This is a genomic window from Enterobacter sp. DVT3837 (assembly GCF_056238685.1).
The window spans coordinates 123,492-143,856 of record NZ_JBWDLA010000001.1; the positions used below are offsets into that span (position 1 = coordinate 123,492).

17 protein-coding genes are annotated in these 20,365 nt (G+C 54.8%); 10 read left to right on the plus strand and 7 right to left on the minus strand.

Features of this window, described 5'->3' with window-relative positions:
• The first annotated feature begins 620 nt into the window (after positions 1-620).
• Entirely contained in the window at positions 621-1,904 is a 1,284-nt protein-coding gene (locus AC0XWG_RS00585) for a citrate synthase (protein WP_028019438.1), read from the plus strand.
• 98 nt (positions 1,905-2,002) lie between these two features.
• Here the strand turns inward: AC0XWG_RS00585 and nei are convergent, their stop codons facing one another.
• From nei to AC0XWG_RS00620, 7 genes are all read right to left on the minus strand, one after another.
• A complete protein-coding gene (gene nei / locus AC0XWG_RS00590; RefSeq protein WP_475680275.1) occupies positions 2,003-2,794 on the minus strand; it encodes an endonuclease VIII in 792 nt (263 codons plus the stop codon).
• 18 nt (positions 2,795-2,812) lie between these two features.
• Positions 2,813-3,553 (minus strand): 5-oxoprolinase subunit PxpA, encoded by a 741-nt coding sequence (gene pxpA / locus AC0XWG_RS00595; RefSeq protein WP_028019440.1) that lies wholly within the window; start codon positions 3,551-3,553, stop codon positions 2,813-2,815.
• Entirely contained in the window at positions 3,540-4,472 is a 933-nt protein-coding gene (gene pxpC / locus AC0XWG_RS00600; protein WP_108090586.1) for a 5-oxoprolinase subunit PxpC, read from the minus strand. The genes pxpA and pxpC overlap by 14 nt, the downstream gene beginning before the upstream one ends.
• Complete coding sequence (pxpB, locus tag AC0XWG_RS00605) at positions 4,466-5,122, minus strand: 5-oxoprolinase subunit PxpB (protein ID WP_028019442.1); 657 nt, start codon at positions 5,120-5,122, stop codon at positions 4,466-4,468. Before pxpB ends, pxpC begins: the two co-directional genes overlap by 7 nt.
• Before the next feature lie 14 nt (positions 5,123-5,136).
• Positions 5,137-5,880 carry a type 2 GTP cyclohydrolase I gene (locus tag AC0XWG_RS00610; protein WP_028019443.1) on the minus strand — a complete coding sequence of 248 codons (744 nt, stop codon included), beginning with the start codon at positions 5,878-5,880 and terminating at the stop codon, positions 5,137-5,139.
• Between the two features lie 10 nt (positions 5,881-5,890).
• On the minus strand, positions 5,891-7,303 hold the full coding sequence (gene phrB, locus AC0XWG_RS00615) for a deoxyribodipyrimidine photo-lyase (protein WP_475680276.1): 1,413 nt from the start codon (positions 7,301-7,303) through the stop codon (positions 5,891-5,893).
• A 603-nt stretch (positions 7,304-7,906) separates the two neighbouring features.
• The gene (locus AC0XWG_RS00620; RefSeq protein WP_028019445.1) at positions 7,907-8,113 is read right to left on the minus strand and encodes a YbfA family protein; all 207 of its coding nucleotides are present in this window, start codon (positions 8,111-8,113) and stop codon (positions 7,907-7,909) included.
• Between the two features lie 309 nt (positions 8,114-8,422).
• On the opposite strand from AC0XWG_RS00620, the gene kdpF reads away from it, so the two are divergent.
• The 9 genes from kdpF (at position 8,423) to potE (ending at position 20,355) form a co-directional block, all read left to right on the plus strand.
• Positions 8,423-8,512, plus strand: coding sequence for a K(+)-transporting ATPase subunit F (kdpF, locus tag AC0XWG_RS00625; protein ID WP_014069365.1), 90 nt, complete (start codon positions 8,423-8,425; stop codon positions 8,510-8,512).
• Complete coding sequence (gene kdpA, locus AC0XWG_RS00630) at positions 8,512-10,191, plus strand: potassium-transporting ATPase subunit KdpA (RefSeq protein WP_129323560.1); 1,680 nt, start codon at positions 8,512-8,514, stop codon at positions 10,189-10,191. The genes kdpF and kdpA overlap by 1 nt, the downstream gene beginning before the upstream one ends.
• A gap of 18 nt (positions 10,192-10,209) precedes the next feature.
• On the plus strand, positions 10,210-12,258 hold the full coding sequence (gene kdpB, locus AC0XWG_RS00635; RefSeq protein WP_028019447.1) for a potassium-transporting ATPase subunit KdpB: 2,049 nt from the start codon (positions 10,210-10,212) through the stop codon (positions 12,256-12,258).
• 12 nt (positions 12,259-12,270) lie between these two features.
• Positions 12,271-12,846, plus strand: coding sequence for a potassium-transporting ATPase subunit KdpC (kdpC, locus tag AC0XWG_RS00640; protein WP_108090589.1), 576 nt, complete (start codon positions 12,271-12,273; stop codon positions 12,844-12,846).
• Complete coding sequence (gene kdpD / locus AC0XWG_RS00645; protein WP_049005344.1) at positions 12,847-15,534, plus strand: two-component system sensor histidine kinase KdpD; 2,688 nt, start codon at positions 12,847-12,849, stop codon at positions 15,532-15,534.
• Complete coding sequence (gene kdpE, locus AC0XWG_RS00650) at positions 15,531-16,208, plus strand: two-component system response regulator KdpE (RefSeq protein ID WP_049005345.1); 678 nt, start codon at positions 15,531-15,533, stop codon at positions 16,206-16,208. Before kdpD ends, kdpE begins: the two co-directional genes overlap by 4 nt.
• A 279-nt stretch (positions 16,209-16,487) precedes the next feature.
• A complete protein-coding gene (speFL, locus tag AC0XWG_RS00655) occupies positions 16,488-16,592 on the plus strand; it encodes a leader peptide SpeFL (protein WP_003858645.1) in 105 nt (34 codons plus the stop codon).
• A gap of 254 nt (positions 16,593-16,846) precedes the next feature.
• Positions 16,847-19,045, plus strand: a complete 2,199-nt coding sequence (gene speF, locus AC0XWG_RS00660) for an ornithine decarboxylase SpeF (RefSeq protein ID WP_475680277.1) — start codon at positions 16,847-16,849, stop codon at positions 19,043-19,045.
• The gene (gene potE, locus AC0XWG_RS00665; RefSeq protein WP_014831099.1) at positions 19,042-20,355 is read left to right on the plus strand and encodes a putrescine-ornithine antiporter; all 1,314 of its coding nucleotides are present in this window, start codon (positions 19,042-19,044) and stop codon (positions 20,353-20,355) included. The genes speF and potE overlap by 4 nt, the downstream gene beginning before the upstream one ends.
• Positions 20,356-20,365 lie beyond the last annotated feature (10 nt).

Genomic DNA, 20,365 nt, shown 5'->3' on the forward strand with positions numbered 1-20,365 from the left:
TCCTCCGGACTGCGATGCGGGTCAAGCAGCGTTCCTTTTCTATAACTGCGCGTCATGCAAAACATTGCTTCCAGATGCTTAAACGACACGTTACAACGCTGGGTGGCTCGGGATTGCAGGGTGTTCCGGAGACCTGGCGGCAGTATAGGCTGTTCACAAAATCATTACAATTAACCTACATACAGTTTGTCGGGTTTTCTCTGGAACAGTGATCAGGGTCACGATAACAACATCTTTTTAAATTTTAATCATCTGATTTGACAAATGTTAAACAATATTGTTACAAACGTCAGCAGAAAAGGCATATAATGCGCAAAAGTTATGAGGTCTCTCTTTCACCTGACAAATAGTTATGTAACAGTGTGATGGTATTGACCGAAGTTATCAGGACAGTTATTAGTGATATACAGGTTTGAATAATTCGGACTGCAAAAACGCTGATTTGCTGTTGTTTCACTGATATTTCATTCGTTTACCTGCAAGGCGCCATAGCTCTGTACCCTGGTTTGTCCTCGTGAGCTGAGCGGTAAGCCAAATAACAATCTGGTAACGGTGATTAACAGCTGAAAGCAAATCCGGTAAAGCGCAGTCTTAAGCATAAGGCGCTAAGGAGACCGTAAATGGCTGATACGAAGGCAACGCTCACCCTAAATGGTGACACTGCTATTGAACTGGATGTGCTAAAAGGCACGCTCGGTCAGGATGTTATTGATATCCGTACGCTGGGTTCTAAAGGAGTTTTCACCTTTGACCCTGGATTCACCTCTACCGCATCTTGCGAATCCAAAATCACCTACATTGACGGTGATGAAGGTATCCTGCTCCATCGCGGCTTCCCCATCGATCAATTAGCCACTGAATCCAACTACCTGGAAGTGTGCTACATCCTGCTGAACGGCGAAAAACCGACGCAGGCACAATACGATGAATTCAAAACCACCGTGACCCGTCACACCATGATCCATGAACAGATTACTCGTCTGTTCCATGCGTTCCGTCGTGACTCTCACCCGATGGCGGTGATGTGCGGGATTACCGGTGCGCTGGCGGCGTTCTACCACGATTCTCTGGACGTGAATAACCCACGCCACCGTGATATCGCGGCGTTCCGTCTGCTGTCCAAAATGCCAACCATGGCAGCGATGTGCTACAAATACTCCATCGGTCAGCCGTTTGTGTATCCACGTAACGACCTCTCCTATGCCGGCAACTTCCTGCGCATGATGTTCTCCACGCCGTGCGAAGAGTACGAAGTGAACCCGGTTCTGGAACGCGCAATGGACCGTATTCTGATCCTGCACGCTGACCACGAACAGAACGCCTCTACCTCCACCGTACGTACCGCAGGCTCTTCAGGCGCGAACCCGTTCGCCTGTATCGCTGCGGGCATTGCCTCCCTGTGGGGACCGGCGCACGGCGGCGCGAACGAAGCAGCACTGAAGATGCTGGAAGAAATCAGCTCTGTTGAACACATTCCTGAGTTCGTGCGTCGCGCGAAAGACAAGAATGATTCCTTCCGCCTGATGGGCTTTGGTCACCGTGTTTACAAAAACTACGACCCACGCGCCACCGTGATGCGTGAGACCTGCCACGAAGTGCTGAAAGAGCTGGGCACCAAAGATGATCTGCTGGAAGTGGCGATGGAGCTGGAACACATCGCGCTGAACGACCCTTACTTCATCGAGAAGAAACTCTACCCGAACGTCGATTTCTACTCTGGCATTATTTTGAAAGCGATGGGCATTCCGTCTTCCATGTTCACCGTAATCTTCGCTATGGCACGTACCGTAGGCTGGATTGCGCACTGGAACGAAATGCACAGCGAAGGCATGAAAATCGCCCGTCCTCGTCAGCTGTATACCGGCTACGAGCAGCGTGATTTTAAGTCTGATCTGAAGCGCTAAAAGACGCTGGGTGTGGCCTGATGCCCTCACCTCGGCCCTCTCCCTGTGGAGAGGGTGAAAACCTTAAAAACGGTAACCCCTGGGTTACCGTTTTACTTTTATTTCTGGCAGTGCGGGCACCAGTAAAAAGGTCTTAAAGAAAGCATCATCCTGTCGATAATCCCGCCGCACCGCTCGCACTTTTTCCCCGCCCGGTGAAACACCTTGAACCGGAACAACGCCCCGTGATGCTTATTGTCATCCACCACGCCGCGCGTGTTGTACGACAGCCGCGGGATGTCCAGCAGCGCGTGGGACAGCGCCTCCAGCCGTTCATCGCTCAGCTGAGAGGCTTTATGCTGCGGCGCCAGCCCGACTTCCCAGAGGATTTCCACCCGCAGGTAGTTGCCAAGCCCGGCCAGAAACGCCTGGTCAAGGAACAGGCCGGAAAACTGCCGGTTGCGGAATTTGGGCGATAACAGTCGGGCCTTCACATCGCTCGCCGTCAGACGCATATCCAGTACGTCCGGTCCTACTCGCAGTAGAAACGGGTGTGCGAGCAGTTGCTCCGGCGTTAACATTTCGATATCAGAGGCGCTATAGAGCAGGATCGCCTTATCGGCAGTTTGCAACCTGACGCGCAGCACGCGGGTAGTCTGCGGCTGTTCACCCGCCTCCACCACTCGCCAGACGCCGTAAAGCTGGTTATGGCTATATAACGTCAGGTTATGGGAAAAATGCGTGAGCAACGCTTTGCCGCGCGTTTCAATATGGGTTACCGTCTGCCCCACCAGCTGTGATTCAAACGGTTTCAGTTGAGGAAAAGCAAACCAGACCTCCGTCAGGGGTTTGCCCTTTATCGCCGCCTCGAGGCTATCCGCCGCGCGGCGGATCTCCGGGCCTTCTGGCATTTTTCTGTCCTTTCATGATTAGTCTGCGCTGACAAGGATGCCCTCCTCAGAGAACGCTGCCCGCAAGCGGCGCGCGAACTGGAGCGCATGCTCGCCATCACCATGTAAACATACCGTATCAGCCTGAACGTGCGCCGATGTGCCATCCACGGCGGTGACCCGCCCGGCGCGCACCATCTCCAGCGTCTGGGCCAACGCTTTACCTTCGTCCGTTATCAGCGCACCGGCTTGCGTACGCGGTACAAGACTGCCGTCGGGTTGATAACCCCGGTCGGCAAAGACCTCCTGCCGCGTGGTTAACCCCAGACGCTCGCCGGCGCGAATAAGCTCGCTGCCTGCCAGACCCACCAGGATCAGCTGTGAATTGCAGTCTCTTACCGCACGGGCAATTGCATCTGCCAGCGCCGGATCTTGTGCCGCCTGGTTATAGAGCATGCCGTGCGGCTTCACGTGGCGCAGCGCGCCCTTCTCGGCGCGAACCATCGCCTCCAGCGCGCCAATCTGGTAGAGCACCTGAGCGTAGACCGTCTCAGGTGGCAGGCTCATCGCGGTGCGACCAAAGTTCTCCCGGTCAGGGAAGCTCGGGTGAGCGCCAATCGCCACGCCATTTTTGATGGCTCGACGCACGCTTGCGAGCATGGTTTGCGCATCGCCCGCATGAAAGCCGCAGGCGATATTGACCGAAGAGACCAGTGTCATCAGCTCCGCGTCGGCACTCCCGCCCTCGCCCAGATCGGCGTTTAAATCAATCTTTGCCATCAAGCCTCCACGCCAGTTGTTCCAGATAACGCTGCTGATCCTGACGCGCTTTTAGCGCTTCCTCCAGCGAACATTGCACAAAATGAATCGGCTGCCCGAGAGGGATTTGTGCCAGATGGTAGCGATCGGCTTCAATAATGCAGGCAATTCGCGGGTATCCCCCCGTCGTCTGCGCATCGTTCATCAGTACGATGGGTTGACCGTTACCCGGTACCTGAATGACACCGGGCAATAAACCGTGGGAAAGCAATTCCCGGTCGGTGGTACGGGTCAGTGGTTGCCCCTGAAGACGATAGCCCATGCGGTTACTTTGCGGACTTATTTTCCACGGTGAACGCCAGAAAGACTCCTGAGAAACCTCATCAAACTCCTGATATTCCGGTCCGGGCAACGCGCGGATTTGATTTCCCCACAACAGCTGTTTTACGCCCAGCGTCGTAGAGAAATGGCGGGCTGAAGGTTTAATCGCAAGACGATCTCCGTCGCGCAACAAACGTCCTTCGTGACCACCGATACCCGCTTTTTGATCGGTACTGGAAGACCCCATGACCTCCGGTACATCAATGCCGCCCGCGACCGCAAGATAGCTCCGGACGCCGTGCAGAGGTCGTTTAAGCGTCAAACGCTGCCCGGCTTTCGCCCGCAATCTCCAGCCCGTCCAGACGGCTTTGCCATCCAGCGTGGCGTCACACCCCGCTCCGGTTAAGGCAAACCATGTCTCCTGAGCAAACTCAATGACACATTGACCGAGCGTAATTTCAAGCGCAGCCGTATTGCCGGGGTTGCCCACGAGCACGTTAGCAATCTCCAGTGCAGGCCTGTCCAGCGCACCACAATAGCTGACGCCAGACTGGCGCAAACCAAAGCGGCCTGCATCCTGAACGGAGGTGTAAAGCCCGGCGCGAATAAGCGTTAACATACCCCCTCCTTCTGCGGGATAAAGCGAAGGGTATCGCCTGGACGCAAGAGAACCGGCGATTCCTGCCCGGGTTCAAATAACGGCGTGGACGTGTGTCCAATAAGCTGCCAGCCACCCGGTGATGCCAGTGGATAAATGCCGGTCTGCTCACCGCCAATCGCAACAGTACCTGCTGGCACACTCAGGCGAGGCTCGGCGCGACGCGGCGTATACAGCCTTGAAGAGAGCCCTCCCAGATACGGAAAGCCCGGTTGAAATCCTAAAAACCAGACAACGTAATCAACGGAGGCGTGCAGCTCAACGACCTGCTTTTCCGTTAAGCCGCAGTGTTCAGCCACCACAGAGAGATCGGGCCCCTGCGCACCACCATAAACGACCGGGATCTCAATCGTTCTGGAGTCAGGCTCCAGCGCCTCACTCTCTTCCCACCAGCGCTGCAAACGTTCGATGGCATCGAGGGCCAGAGTATGCGGATTACGCAGTACCACGGTGATGTTATTCATACCTGGAATGGTTTCCACCACTTCAGGGATCTCGGCCAGACGCTGCGTCAGCCGCCAGATACGCTTTTGTGTGGCTAGCGTGATCGGGGGTTCAAGCTCCAGTACGACTGCGGTTTCCCCCAGAAGATAACAACGCGCTCGCTGCACTTAATCACCTCTCATCAGGCCGGGTTGGGGATATCAATAAAGGTCACATCCAGCTCGGTATTTTCCGTCAGCCATTCACTGAGGGCACGAATGCCACCGCGCTCAGTGGCATGGTGGCCTGCCGCGTAAAAGTGCAGACCCTGCTCACGAGCAGAGTGAACCGTCTGCTCTGAAACTTCGCCGGTGATGAACGCATCGACGCCGAAGCGGGCAGCGCTGTCGATAAAGCCCTGTCCGCCACCGGTACACCAGGCAACACGTTTAACCAGGTCCGGTCCGGTATCACCACACCACAATGGGCGACGCCCCAGACGCGCTTCAATCCAGGAGGCCAGCTCCAGACCCGGAACCGGCATCGCCAGTTCGCCCCACGGCACCAGAGGTTCAATCTCACCCATAACGGTAATTCCCAGAAGCTGTGCGAGCTGGACGTTGTTTCCCAGTTCCGGGTGTGCATCCAGTGGCAGGTGATAGCCGTACAGGTTGATGTCATTTGCCAGCAGCGTTTTCAGGCGGTTGCGCTTCATTCCGCGAATAATCGGCGATTCGTTTTTCCAGAAATAACCGTGATGGACAATCACCGCGTCTGCGTCCTGACGGACAGCTTCATCCAGCAGCGCCTGGCTTGCCGTCACACCGGTGATAATTTTCTGTACCGTTTCACGTCCTTCAACCTGAAGCCCATTCGGGCCATAATCGCTGAAGGAGGCACTGTTCAGTTTTTCGTTAATCAGGCTTTCCAGTTCGCTATTTTTCATCATGATTCTCTTAAGCTTTACGGGCGGCTTCGTACGCCGCCAGCGTGGCGACGCGCGCCTGTTTATGGTCAACAATCGGACGAGGATAATCCAGCGTGACGCGCTGTTTATCCGCCCAGACCCACGGTTCGTGAATCGCTTTGGCGGGAACATCCTTCAGTTCAGGTACCCAGGCGCGAATAAACGCACCTTCAGCGTCAAATTTTTGCCCCTGGGTGGTTGGATTAAAAATCCGGAAATAGGGAGCCGCATCGGTGCCGGTAGAGGCCGCCCACTGCCAGCCACCGTTATTTGCCGCCAGATCGCCATCGATCAACTGAGAGATAAAATAGCGCTCCCCGATACGCCAGTCGATAAGCAGATCTTTCACCAGGAAGCTGGCGGCGATCATCCGCAGACGGTTGTGCATCCACCCGGTTTCATTCAGTTGGCGCATCGCGGCATCAACAATTGGGTAGCCCGTTTCTCCCTTCTGCCAGGCCTGTAAAAGCGTCTCGCTATGCTGCCATTTTACGTTATCGGTCCAGGGAATGAATGGCCGATGCTTACATAAATCAGGGTGATACGTCATCAAATGGCGATAGAATTCGCGCCAGATAAGTTCGTTAAGCCAGACTGAGCCCGCTCCTCCGTCCAGCGCCTGAGGTTGTTCGGCCAGAAGGCGGTGCAAACACTGGCGCGGAGAAAGGACACCCAGCGCTAAACAGGCCGATAAACGGCTGGTTCCTTCAATAGCGGGAAAATCCCTGCGCGTGTCATATTCGCCCGCACCCTGTTTGCAAAACTGGCGCAGTTTCGCGATAGCAGATTTCTCGTTTTCGGGGATCAGAAGTGCATTGAACGCCTGCTGGGGATAGTTAAATGTCAGCTCAGGCAGATCCGCTATCACGTCGCCCCGGACTGCAGGAGCGGCCACACACTCCGGCAGTGCCTCTTTAAGACGTTTAACAAAGGCATTTTTAAAGGGCGTAAACACTTTATACATTTCATGACCACCGGTCATGACGCTGCCCGGTGCCAGCATCACGCTGTCATCAAATCCCTGGCACTGAACATCCTTCAGGATTGACTCCAGCTGGCGATCTCGCTGACGTTCGTTCAGTTCGTACTGATAGTTATAAAAAAGATGTGTGACTTCGTTCTGCTGACAGATCTCCTGTACCGTCTGAAGCTGTGCGGCAAAGTCACTCACCTCTCTATAAATCAGGGGAATGCCTTTTTCGGCCAGCGAGTGCTGCAGATCGTTCAGCCAGGCACGGAGCAAGGCCGCCTGGCGGGGAGCCATATCATGCTGCCGCCACTGCTCGGGCGTGGCAATAAACAGAGCCAGTACGTTAGCGTCTTTGGCGCGACAGGCCGCCGCGAGTGCGATGTTGTCATGTACGCGCAGGTCCGCGCGAAACCAAACCAGATGGGTGGGCATAAAACTCCAGGCAAATATCCATTATGTCCGTAAGGCCATGCCACCAAAGAGAAAATGGTGCAGGCTTTTATGTACTTTGCCATGAAGTGTAGACGCGATGAAATAAAAAAGGCCGCCCGGGGCGGCCTTAACGCTACTTGTCCTGCGCTATCGTGGTTAAAGCAACAAACGCATCCGGTTCATCACTTTTTACAACGAGTACGCTGGCGACAATGAACGCGATGCATATATAGCGTTTCATTATGCGGTCCCTGCAGCTAACCGCTCCACCGTTCACCACCGGTGATAAGTCGGTGGACACAAGCTCTGTGTGGAGCCTGACTCACGGTTGTGGAAATACCTCTCCCGTGACCGGTGCCCATTTGCGAGATGGCGGAAAGGGACGCTGCATAGTAATCTCCACACGAACGAAGCGTAATCCATTAAAATGGTTTTTAAGAATATATTTATGATCTAAGCATTTGAATATTAGACTTGCAGAAGTATGCTTGGAAACCTCTGTGTGAGAGCTTGAAAACCACCCAACGGACCGCGAATCCCGAGGGACAAAAAACCGCCACATTGCTGTTGGCGGTTTTTTTATTGCTGTGTGTAATCTTTGTATCAGTAGAAATCGCAGGTCGCTTTCTCGGCCTGGTCCATCCACACCGGCTTCTCGCTGGTTTTCGCCCAGACGCGGTGCAGATAGCTGTAAAAACGTGCACGATCTTTCCAGAACAGCATCACCGGCAGCGCCAGCACACCAGCCACTACGGCGAAAGTGCGACGCATGAAAACGATATGAGCCGGAAACTCTTTATAAAGATCCATATTTTTCTCCCCTATAGTTGGCCGGAAACGTCATCCGGAAAATTCAAAATCTGTGACCTGGCTAAAATAATATCGCTTTGTTTGTAATTTTACTACTCATCCGACCACTTATTTTTGTCCGTTTAGTGAAAATTTACACTCGCGCCGTAATTAAGTTACAAAAAAGTTAACAGTTTACTTATCAATAGTTAAATTGTGGGCTTTGTCATTTTTATACTTTTTTTACACCCGCCCTCCCCATTTTTGCGAAATCTTTGCGCCAGAAATCCTACCGTTAACACAACAACAAAAGTCACCCGGAGGTGGATTGTGAGTGCAGGTCTTATTGCCGGCATCGTGCTGGTGTTCCTGTTATTGGGTTATCTGGTCTATGCCCTGATTAATGCGGAGGCATTCTGATGGCTGCTCAGGCGTTTTTGCTTATTGCCAGCTTCTTAGTGGTATTGTTCGTTCTGGCAAGGCCACTGGGAACAGGACTGGCACGGCTGATCAACAACGTACCTTTGCCGGGCACGGGAAGCGTTGAAAAAGGGATCTGGCGTGTACTGGGAGTACGTGATCAGGAAATGAACTGGCGTCAATATCTGACAGCCATTCTGCTGCTGAATATCGTTGGCCTTATTGCGCTTTTTGCCATGCTGATGTTGCAGGGTATTCTGCCGCTCAATCCACAGCAGTTACCGGGTCTGTCCTGGCACCTTGCGTTGAACACGGCAGTCAGCTTTGTCACCAACACCAACTGGCAGTCCTATTCTGGTGAAACCACGCTCAGCTACTTCAGCCAGATGGTCGGTTTAACCGTGCAGAACTTCCTCTCGGCCGCCACTGGTATCGCCGTTATCTTCGCGCTGACGCGCGCTTTTGCACGTCAAAAAATCAGTACGCTGGGAAATGCCTGGGTGGATCTGACGCGCATCACGCTGTGGATCCTGCTGCCCATTGCGCTGCTGATCGCGCTGTTCTTTATTCAGCAAGGCACCCTGCAAAACCTGCTGCCTTATGCATCTTATACCTCGCTGGAAGGTGCAAAACAGCTCCTGCCGATGGGTCCGGTGGCATCACAGGAAGCCATCAAGATGCTCGGAACGAACGGCGGCGGCTTCTTTAACGCCAACTCGTCTCATCCGTTTGAAAACCCAACCGCCTTGACCAATTACGTGCAGATGCTGGCGATCTTCCTGATCCCTGCCGCACTCTGCTTTGCCTTTGGCGACGTGGTCAACGATCGCCGTCAGGGACGCACACTGCTGTGGACTATGTCGCTGATCTTCGTGGTCTGCGTTGCGCTGGTCATGTGGGCAGAATGGCAGGGTAATCCGCATTTCCTCTCACTGGGTGCTGATAGCGCGATCAACATGGAAGGTAAAGAGAGCCGCTTTGGCATTCTCGCCAGCAGCCTGTATGCCGTCGTCACCACGGCGGCATCCTGCGGGGCGGTAAATGCTATGCATGACTCCTTTACGGCACTGGGTGGCATGATCCCAATGTGGCTGATGCAGATTGGCGAAGTGGTGTTTGGTGGCGTGGGCTCAGGTCTTTACGGCATGCTGCTGTTTGTGCTGCTGGCGGTGTTTATTGCCGGTCTGATGATTGGCCGCACCCCGGAATACCTCGGTAAAAAAATCGACGTTCGCGAGATGAAATTAACCGCGCTGGCGATTCTGGTCACCCCTGCCCTCGTGCTGCTCGGCACCGCGCTGGCGCTGATGACCGAAGCCGGACGCAGCGGCATCTTTAACCCGGGTATCCATGGCTTCAGTGAAGTGCTGTATGCCGTCTCGTCTGCGGCTAACAACAACGGTAGCGCCTTTGCCGGCTTAAGCGCCAACTCGCCTTTCTGGAACTGCCTGCTGGCGTTCTGCATGTTCTTTGGTCGCTTTGGCGTCATTGTGCCGGTCATGGCCATTGCCGGATCGCTGGTGAGTAAAAAAATTCAACCGACCACCACTGGCACATTACCGACCCACGGCGCGCTGTTTATCGGCCTGTTGACAGGCACCGTGTTGCTGGTCGGCGCCCTGACCTTTATCCCCGCCCTCGCGTTAGGCCCGGTCGCGGAATTCCTCTCTTTACGCTGATTTTGCGGAGAAATTGTCATGAGTCGTAAACAACTGGCCCTGCTCGAACCGTCATTAGTTCGCCAGGCGCTTATGGATGCGGTGAAAAAGTTGAGTCCGCGCGTCCAGTGGCACAACCCGGTGATGTTTATTGTCTGGGCGGGCAGTGTTCTGACCACCGCCCTGGCGATTGCCATGGGAACGGGCCACATGCCGGGAAATACGATGTTTACCGGCGCCATCAGCCTGTGGCTGTGGTTTACCGTGCTGTTTGCCAACTTTGCAGAAGCACTGGCAGAAGGCCGGAGTAAAGCCCAGGCCAACAGCCTGAAAGGGGTAAAAAAGACTGCCTTCGCGCGCAAGTTGCGTGAACCGAAATACGGTGCGCAGATGGATCACGTTCCGGCGGATGAACTGCGTAAGGGCGATGTGGTACTGGTGGAAGCCGGCGACATTATCCCTTGTGATGGTGAAGTGATTGAAGGCGGCGCATCGGTGGATGAAAGCGCCATCACCGGTGAATCCGCGCCGGTGATCCGTGAGTCCGGCGGCGATTTCGCCTCCGTGACGGGCGGGACGCGCATTCTCTCCGACTGGCTGGTGATCCAGTGTAGCGTTAACCCGGGGGAAACGTTCCTCGACCGGATGATCGCCATGGTGGAAGGCGCGCAGCGTCGTAAAACACCTAACGAAATCGCACTGACCATTCTGCTCGTGGCCTTGACGATCGTCTTCCTGCTGGCAACCGCGACGCTGTGGCCATTCTCCGCCTACGGTGGCACTGCGGTGACCATTACCGTTCTGGTGGCGTTGCTGGTCTGCTTGATCCCAACCACGATTGGCGGCCTGTTGTCGGCTATCGGCGTGGCCGGGATGAGCCGTATGCTCGGTGCCAACGTCATCGCTACCAGTGGACGTGCCGTTGAAGCCGCCGGCGACGTGGATGTGTTGCTGCTGGATAAAACCGGGACCATCACCCTCGGCAACCGCCAGGCGTCAGATTTCTTACCCGCTCCAGGCGTGGATGAAAAAACGCTGGCAGATGCCGCGCAACTCTCTTCTCTTGCCGATGAAACGCCGGAAGGCCGCAGTATTGTGATTCTTGCTAAGCAGCGCTTTAACCTGCGCCAGCGCGACGTTCAGAGCCTGCATGCCACTTTCGTGCCCTTTACGGCGCAAACCCGCATGAGTGGGATTAACATTCAGGATCGCATGATCCGTAAAGGTTCCGTTGATGCGATTCGTCGTCATATTGAAGCCAACAACGGTCATTTCCCACCGGAAGTAGACAACCTGGTTGAGAGCGTTGCCCGTCAGGGTGCCACACCGCTGGTAGTGGCTGAGGGGGCTCATGTTCTGGGGGTGATTGCCCTGAAGGACATCGTCAAAGGCGGCATCAAAGAACGTTTTGCCCAGTTGCGTAAAATGGGGATCAAAACGGTGATGATCACCGGGGACAACCGTCTTACTGCCGCGGCGATTGCCGCCGAAGCGGGCGTCGATGATTTTCTTTCCGAAGCCACACCGGAAGCCAAACTGGCGTTGATCCGCCAGTATCAGGCGGAAGGTCGTCTGGTGGCGATGACCGGGGACGGTACCAACGATGCCCCTGCCCTTGCGCAGGCCGACGTGGCAGTGGCGATGAACTCCGGTACCCAGGCAGCCAAAGAGGCGGGCAACATGGTTGATCTCGACTCTAACCCGACCAAGCTGATTGAAGTGGTGCACATCGGCAAACAGATGCTGATGACGCGCGGTTCGCTGACCACGTTCAGTATCGCCAATGACGTGGCAAAGTATTTCGCCATTATTCCGGCCGCGTTTGCTGCGACCTATCCACAACTGAATGCGCTGAACGTGATGCACCTGCACTCTCCGGCCTCGGCCATTCTGAGCGCAGTGATCTTTAACGCCCTGATTATTGTCTTCCTGATCCCGCTGGCGCTGAAAGGCGTGAGCTATAAACCACTCACTGCGGCCGCCATGCTGCGCCGCAACCTGTGGATTTACGGCCTGGGTGGACTTGTGGTGCCCTTCATCGGCATCAAGGTTATCGACTTGCTGTTGACGCTGTTCGGCCTGGTTTAAAAGGTGAATCAAATGACGATGTTACGCCCCGCTATACTTCTGTTTATTCTGCTGTCTCTGATTACTGGCGGGCTGTATCCGCTGGTGACCACCGCGCTGGGCCAGTGGTGGTTTAAGGATCAGGCCAATGGCTCGCTGATTATGCAAAACGGTGAAAACCGCGGTTCGCGCCTGATTGGACAGAACTTTACGGATGCCCGTTACTTCCAGGGACGCCCTTCCGCCACTGCTGAAAGCCCGTATAATCCAATGGCTTCCGGCGGCAGCAACCTGGCAGGCAGCAATCCGGAGCTGGACAAAGCCGTCGCTGAACGCGTGGCAGCCCTGCGCAGCGCCAATCCTCAGGCCAGCCGCGAGGTTCCCGTGGAACTGGTGACGGCCTCTGCCAGCGGGCTGGACTACAGCCTGACGCCAGCAGCAGTGGCATGGCAGATCCCGCGCGTCGCCGCCGCCCGTCAGTTGACCGTCGAGCAGGTCAGCCAGCTGGTTGCAGAGCACACGCAAAAGCCGTTGGTCAGCTTCATCGGCATGCCTGTGGTAAATATTGTTGAGCTGAATCTGGCGCTGGACGCGCTAAGGAAAAACTAAATGACCGACGAGCCCATGCGCCCGGATCCGGACAGGCTGCTAGAACAGACGGCTGAAGCCCATCGTGGCAAATTGAAAATCTTCTTCGGCGCCTGCGCGGGCGTCGGGAAAACCTTCGCCATGCTGACAGAAGCCCAGCGGCTTCGGGCACAGGGGCTCGATATACTGATCGGCGTGGTAGAAACCCACGGACGTAAAGAGACGGCGTCGCTGCTGAAGGGGCTGGCCACGCAGCCGCCCCGACGCATCAGCCATCGTGGTCGGTTAGTCACCGAATTCGATCTCGATGCCGCCCTCGCCCGTCGTCCCGCGCTTATCCTGATGGACGAACTGGCGCACAGCAATGCGCCAGGCTCACGCCATCCAAAACGCTGGCAGGACGTTGAAGAGTTACTTGAAGCCGGTATTGACGTTTTCACGACGGTTAACGTTCAGCATCTCGAAAGCCTGAACGACGTGGTGAGCGGCGTGACCGGCATTCAGGTGCGCGAGACGGTGCCTGACCCCTTCTTCGATTCCGCGGACGAGGTGGTGCTGGTCGACCTTCCGCCTGATGATTTGCGCCAGCGTCTGCACGAAGGCAAAGTCTATATCGCCGGCCAGGCCGAGCGCGCCATCGAACATTTCTTTCGCAAAGGCAACCTGATTGCCCTGCGCGAACTGGCTTTACGCCGAACTGCTGACCGTGTTGACGATCAGATGCGTGCCTGGCGTGATCTGCAAGGCCAGGAACGCGTCTGGCATACGCGGGATGCCATCCTCCTGTGTATTGGTCACGGCAGCGGCAATGAAAAACTTGTCCGCACCGCCGCTCGCCTTGCGGCCAAATTTGGCAGCGTCTGGCATGCGGTGTATGTCGAAACGCCGCAGCTACACGCGCTACCAGAAAACCAACGCCGGGCAATTCTGAGTTCGCTGCGCCTGGCCCAGGAGCTGGGCGCGGAAACGGCGACCCTTTCCGATCCTCAGGAAGATAAAGCTATTCTGCGCTACGCGCGCGAACATAACCTGGGGAAGATTGTGATTGGTCGTCGCCAGCACCGTCGCTGGTTTAGCCGCGAATCTTTTGCCGACAAACTGGCTCGCCGCGCGCCTGATTTGGATCTGGTGATCGTTGCACTGGATGACAAACCCACCCCCTTACCGACTCGCGCGCCAGACAGCCGCACCTTTAGCGATAAATGGCGCATTCAGCTTCGCGGTTGCTTTGTCGCCGTCGTGCTTTGCGCCCTGATTACCGTGATTGCCAGCCAGTGGCTGATTGCGTTTGATGCCGCCAACCTGGTGATGGTCTACCTCCTTGGCGTGGTGGTTGTGGCACTCTTTTACGGACGCTGGCCGTCGGTACTGGCGACGGTTATCAACGTTATCAGCTTTGATCTGTTCTTTATTGCCCCCCGCGGAACGCTTGCCGTTTCGGACGTACAGTACATACTCACCTTCGCCGTGATGCTCACCGTCGGGCTGGTGATCGGTAATCTGACGGCGGGCGTGCGCTATCAGGCGCGTATTGCCCGTTATCGCGAACAACGCACGCGTCATCTCTATGAGATGTCGAAATCGCTGGCGGTGGGTCGCACGCCGCTGGATATCGTGCAGACCAGCGAGCAGTTTATCCGCTCGACGTTTCATGCCAGCAACCTGATTTTACTCCCGGACGAACACGGCAAGCTGCGCCCACTGACGTCGGCCACAGGCATGACGCCCTGGGACGAAGCCATCGCGCGCTGGAGCTTTGACAAGGGGTTACCGGCGGGCGCGGGGACAGACACCCTGCCCGGCGTGCCTTATCAAATTTTGCCGCTGCGCAGTGCAGATAAAAACCAGGGGCTGGTTATCGTTGAGCCGTCAAATCTGCGTCAACTGATGATCCCTGAGCAGCAACGACTGCTGGAAACCTTTACGCTGCTGGTTGCCAGCGCGCTCGAACGGCTGGCGCTGACTGCCAGCGAAGAACAGGCTCGTCTGGCAAGCGAGCGTGAGAGTATTCGTAACTCATTGCTTGCGGCGCTCTCTCACGATCTGCGGACCCCACTCACCGTCCTGTTTGGTCAGTCAGAAATCCTGACCCTGGATTTGGCGGCAGAAGGTTCTAAACATGCTCTTCAGGCCAGCGAGATCCGCCAGCATGTACTGAATACCACGCGTCTGGTGAATAATCTGCTTGATATGGCGCGTATTCAGTCAGGCGGATTTAACCTCAAAAAAGAGTGGCTCACGCTCGAAGAGGTAGTTGGCAGCGCGCTGAAAATGCTGGAGCCAGGCCTTGGCGGGCGTCATATTGCGTTGAACATGCCCGAACCGCTTACCTTAATTCACGTTGATGGTCCGCTGTTTGAACGGGTGCTGATCAACCTGCTGGAAAATGCCGGTAAGTATGCGGGATCCAGCGCCCAGATTGGGGTCGATGCAACGGTGGAAGATCAGACGCTTCGCCTTGAAGTCTGGGATACCGGGCCAGGTATTCCGGCCGGACAAGAGCTGGCCATTTTCGAAAAATTCGCGCGTGGCAATAAGGAGTCGGCCATTCCGGGGGTTGGGCTGGGTCTGGCCATTTGCCAGGCGATTATTGATGTCCATGGCGGGACCATTTCCGCAGAGAACCGTCCGGATGGAGGCGCGCGTTTTTGTGTTACACTTCCTCTGGAAACCCCGCCGGAACTTAATGAATTACCAGAGGATTTGTGATCAACGTTCTGATTGTTGAAGATGAGATCGCCATTAGCCGCTTTCTGCGCGCTGCGCTGGAAGGAGATGGCTTGCGCGTTCATGATGCGGGTACGCTCCAACGGGGTTTAATTGAAGCCGCCACACGCAAGCCGGACCTGGTGATCCTCGACCTTGGTCTGCCGGATGGTGACGGTATTGATTTTATCCGTGAAGTCCGCCAGTGGAGCCAGATGCCGATTCTGGTGCTTTCAGCACGTACTGAAGAGACGGATAAAATCGCGGCGCTGGACGCCGGAGCGGATGACTATCTGATTAAACCTTTCGGCATTGGCGAGCTACAGGCTCGCCTTCGCGTGGCGCTGCGTCGTCACAGCGCCACCACGCCCGCCGATCCCACGTACACGTTTGGTGATATCCAGGTTGACCTTGCCGCCCGGCGCATTGTGCGTGGTGAGGAGGAGATCCATCTCACCCCAATAGAATTTCGACTGCTTGCCGTGTTGCTCAATAACCACGGGAAGGTGCTCACCCAACGCCAGCTACTGAACCAGGTATGGGGGCCAAATGCCGTGGAGCATAGTCACTATTTACGCATATATATGGGACACCTTCGTCAGAAACTCGAAGTCGACCCCGCTCGCCCTCGTCATTTATTAACTGAAACCGGTATCGGTTATCGGTTTATGCTTTGAATAACTATTCATTTTATTTATAAATAAAACTAAGCTCACTTATTAAATATTCGAAAAATAACCCGATGGTTATTTTTCCGTCTTATTTTTGCCCATTCAAAACATTAATAACACAACCCATTAACGCATAACCAACAAATCAGCATTTTGATCTGCGATATTCATCAAAAACGAATATTTATTTCTGATTTGATCGGTTAATGGTGATCTTCTTCACAGTTCATAGCCCTCTCCTGGATAAAATGACCATGCTTTCAATTACTGAAAGGAAAATGAAACATGGAAAACAACAATCGTTTAATGCCCCATATAAGGCGGACAACACATATCATGATGTTTGCCCACCGAAACTGCTTTGACTTTCATCTCTTTAATGCCCGGTAGTCCTTCGACTTCTGGCGCACCCGCTTACAGGTCATCCTGAAACTCATTTATTTACAGGCAATTGCCTGTGAACCCGTGCGCTTATTCATCTTAATTCAGACGCATCTGCAACCGGGCAGACTGAATTTCAATCATCAAAAAGCAACTCACTGATTTTAATCAGCGGTCACCCTTTGCTTTTTTTCCGGGAATTTATCGATTTCTTTTTTACAAGGAATCGAGGGACTTCTATTACCTAAAATAAAGAGATAAAGATGAAAAATTTAAAAATCGCAGCCAGCCGTGCATGCCCTGATTGCTTTACCACTCAGCGTGAACTCGTGGATGTCAGAGCCTCTGATTATATTGATGTTGCCGCTATTGTTCTGGCGGTCAGCGATATTTCCAGCGGCATTCTGGAAGAAATAGAAGCCACCGGGTTTGGCATTCCTGTTTTTGTCGCAACGCACAAAGAAGAGATCATCCCGGCAGACTATTTATCGCGCATTCACGGCGTTTTCGAACACTCAGACACCAGCAACGACTTTTATGGACGTCAACTGGAAGCGGCGGCCCAGAAGTATGAAACCCAGTTGCGACCGCCGTTTTTCCGCGCCCTGGTCGACTACGTGAAACAGGGTAACAGCGCCTTTGACTGCCCGGGGCATCAGGGCGGCCAGTTCTTCCGCCGCCATCCTGCCGGTAATCAGTTTGTCGATTTCTTTGGTGAAACGCTCTTCCGTTCCGATCTGTGCAACGCCGACGTGGCGATGGGCGATCTGCTGATCCATGAAGGTGCGCCGTGCATTGCGCAGCAACATGCGGCGAAAGTCTTTAATGCCGATAAGACCTACTTCGTGCTGAATGGAACGTCATCATCCAACAAAGTAGTGCTTAACGCCCTGCTCACTCCTGGCGACCTGGTCCTGTTTGACCGTAACAACCATAAATCGAACCATCACGGTGCCCTCCTCCAGGCAGGTGCAACACCGGTCTATCTGGAAACAGCCCGTAACCCGTACGGCTTTATCGGGGGTATTGACGCCCACTGCTTTGAAGAGAGTTATCTGCGCGAACTGGTATCAGAAGTCGCACCAGGCAGAGCGCGTGATGCACGTCCGTTCCGCCTGGCGGTAATCCAGCTAGGTACTTACGATGGCACCATTTATAACGCTCGTCAGGTGGTAGATAAGATTGGCCCTCTGTGTGACTACATCCTGTTTGACTCGGCCTGGGTAGGTTACGAGCAGTTTATTCCGATGATGGCCGACTGCTCTCCACTGCTGCTGGAACTGAACGAAAACGACCCGGGCATTCTGGTGACCCAGTCCGTGCATAAACAACAGGCTGGCTTCTCGCAAACCTCGCAGATCCACAAGAAAGACAGCCACATTAAAGGTCAACAGCGCTATGTGCCCCACAAGCGTCTGAATAATGCCTTTATGATGCACGCCTCCACCAGCCCGTTCTATCCGCTGTTTGCCGCACTGGATATCAACGCCCGCATGCATGAAGGCCAGAGTGGCCGCAACATGTGGATGGACTGCGTGGTCACCGGTATCGAAGCGCGCAAGCTGATCCTGCAGAATTGCCAGTATCTGCGTCCATTCGTGCCAGATATGGTGGATGGTCGTCCGTGGGAAAGCTGGGAGACGGCGGAAATCGCTACCGATCTGCGCTTCTTCCATTTTGTTCCCGGTGAGAACTGGCATGCTTTTGAGGGCTACGCCGAACATCAATATTTTATCGACCCGTGCAAACTGCTGCTGACCACGCCAGGCATTAACGCGCGTACCGGCGAGTATGAGGATTTCGGGGTACCAGCCACAATCCTTGCCAACTTCCTGCGTGAAAACGGCATTGTGCCGGAGAAATGCGACCTCAACTCGATCCTGTTCCTGCTCACCCCAGCAGAGGATATGGGCAAGCTGCAACAACTGGTGGCACAGCTGGTGCGCTTCGAAAAACTGCTCGAGAGCGATGTTCCGCTGAAAGACGTCCTGCCTTCTCTTTACAAACAACATCCTGAGCGTTACGCAGATTACACCCTGCGCCAGATTTGCCAGGAGATGCATGACCTGTATGCCCGTCACAACGTGAAACAGCTGCAAAAAGAGATGTTCCGCAAATCCCACTTCCCACGCGTGATGATGAATCCACAAGATGCGAACTACGCCTATCTGCGCGGTGAAGTTGAACTGGTGTCCCTGCGCGACGCGGAAGGTCGCATCGCTGCCGAAGGCGCACTCCCTTATCCACCAGGAGTGTTGTGTGTTGTCCCAGGGGAAGTCTGGGGCGGTTCCGTACTGCGCTACTTTGCCGCACTGGAAGAAGGCATCAACCTTCTGCCTGGCTTCGCACCGGAACTGCAGGGCGTGTATGTCGAGGTGTGTGAAGGGCGCAAAGAGGTTCGCTGCAACGTCATCAAACAACCCACCGCTCAGCCTGCACTGCTGAAAGGAGAGAAATTATGAGTAAATCCAACAAAATGGGCGTGGTGCAGCTGACCATCCTTACCATGGTTAACATGATGGGGTCAGGGATCATCATGCTGCCGACCAAGCTTGCAGAAGTGGGAACCATTTCGATTATCTCCTGGCTGGTGACCGCCGTAGGGTCAATGGCACTGGCATGGGCCTTTGCCAAATGCGGGATGTTCAGCCGCAAGTCAGGCGGGATGGGGGGGTATGCAGAATACGCCTTTGGTAAGTCAGGCAACTTTATGGCCAACTATACCTATGGTGTGTCATTGCTGATCGCCAACGTGGCGATTGCCATTTCCGCCGTGGGTTACGGTACGGAGCTGTTTGGTGCCACGCTGAGCCCGGTACAAATTGGGCTGGCGACCATCGGTGTGCTGTGGATCTGCACCGTGGCTAACTTTGGCGGCGCGCGTATCACCGGACAGCTCAGCAGCATCACCGTCTGGGGCGTGATTATCCCGGTTGTTGGCCTGTGCATCATCGGCTGGTTCTGGTTCAGCCCGACCTTGTACGCGAACTCCTGGAACCCTCACCATGTACCGTTCTTTACCGCAGTGGGTTCTTCCATTGCCATGACGCTTTGGGCCTTCCTCGGTCTGGAATCTGCCTGCGCGAATGCGGAAGTGGTTGAGAACCCTGAGAAGAACGTGCCGATTGCAGTCCTCGGCGGAACGCTGGGCGCGGCGGTGATCTATATCGTCTCGACTAACGTGATTGCCGGGATTGTGCCAAACATGGATCTGGCTAACTCTACGGCGCCGTTTGGTCTGGCCTTTGCGCAGATGTTCACGCCAGAAGTCGGGAAAGTGATCATGGGCCTGATGGTGATGTCCTGCTGCGGTTCACTCCTCGGCTGGCAGTTCACCATCGCTCAGGTCTTTAAATCCTCGGCTGACGAAGGGTACTTCCCGAAAATCTTCTCCCGCGTCACCAAAGCGGATGCACCGGTGCAGGGCATGCTGGCGATTGTCATCTTCCAGAGTGGATTATCGCTGATGACCATTAGCCCGTCGCTGAACAGCCAGTTCAACGTGCTGGTTAACCTGGCGGTCGTGACGAACATCATTCCGTATATTCTGTCGATGGCGGCGCTGGTGATTATTCAGAAGGTGGCGAAGGTGGATCCACGCAAAGCGCGGGCGGCCAATATCGTGGCGCTGATTGGGGCAATCTACAGCTTCTATGCGCTCTACTCATCCGGCCAGGAAGCGATGCTTTACGGCGCAATGGTCACCTTTATGGGCTGGACGCTGTACGGTCTGGTGTCACCACGGTTCGAGTTAAAGAATAAGCACAGCTAAAAAAAAGGGA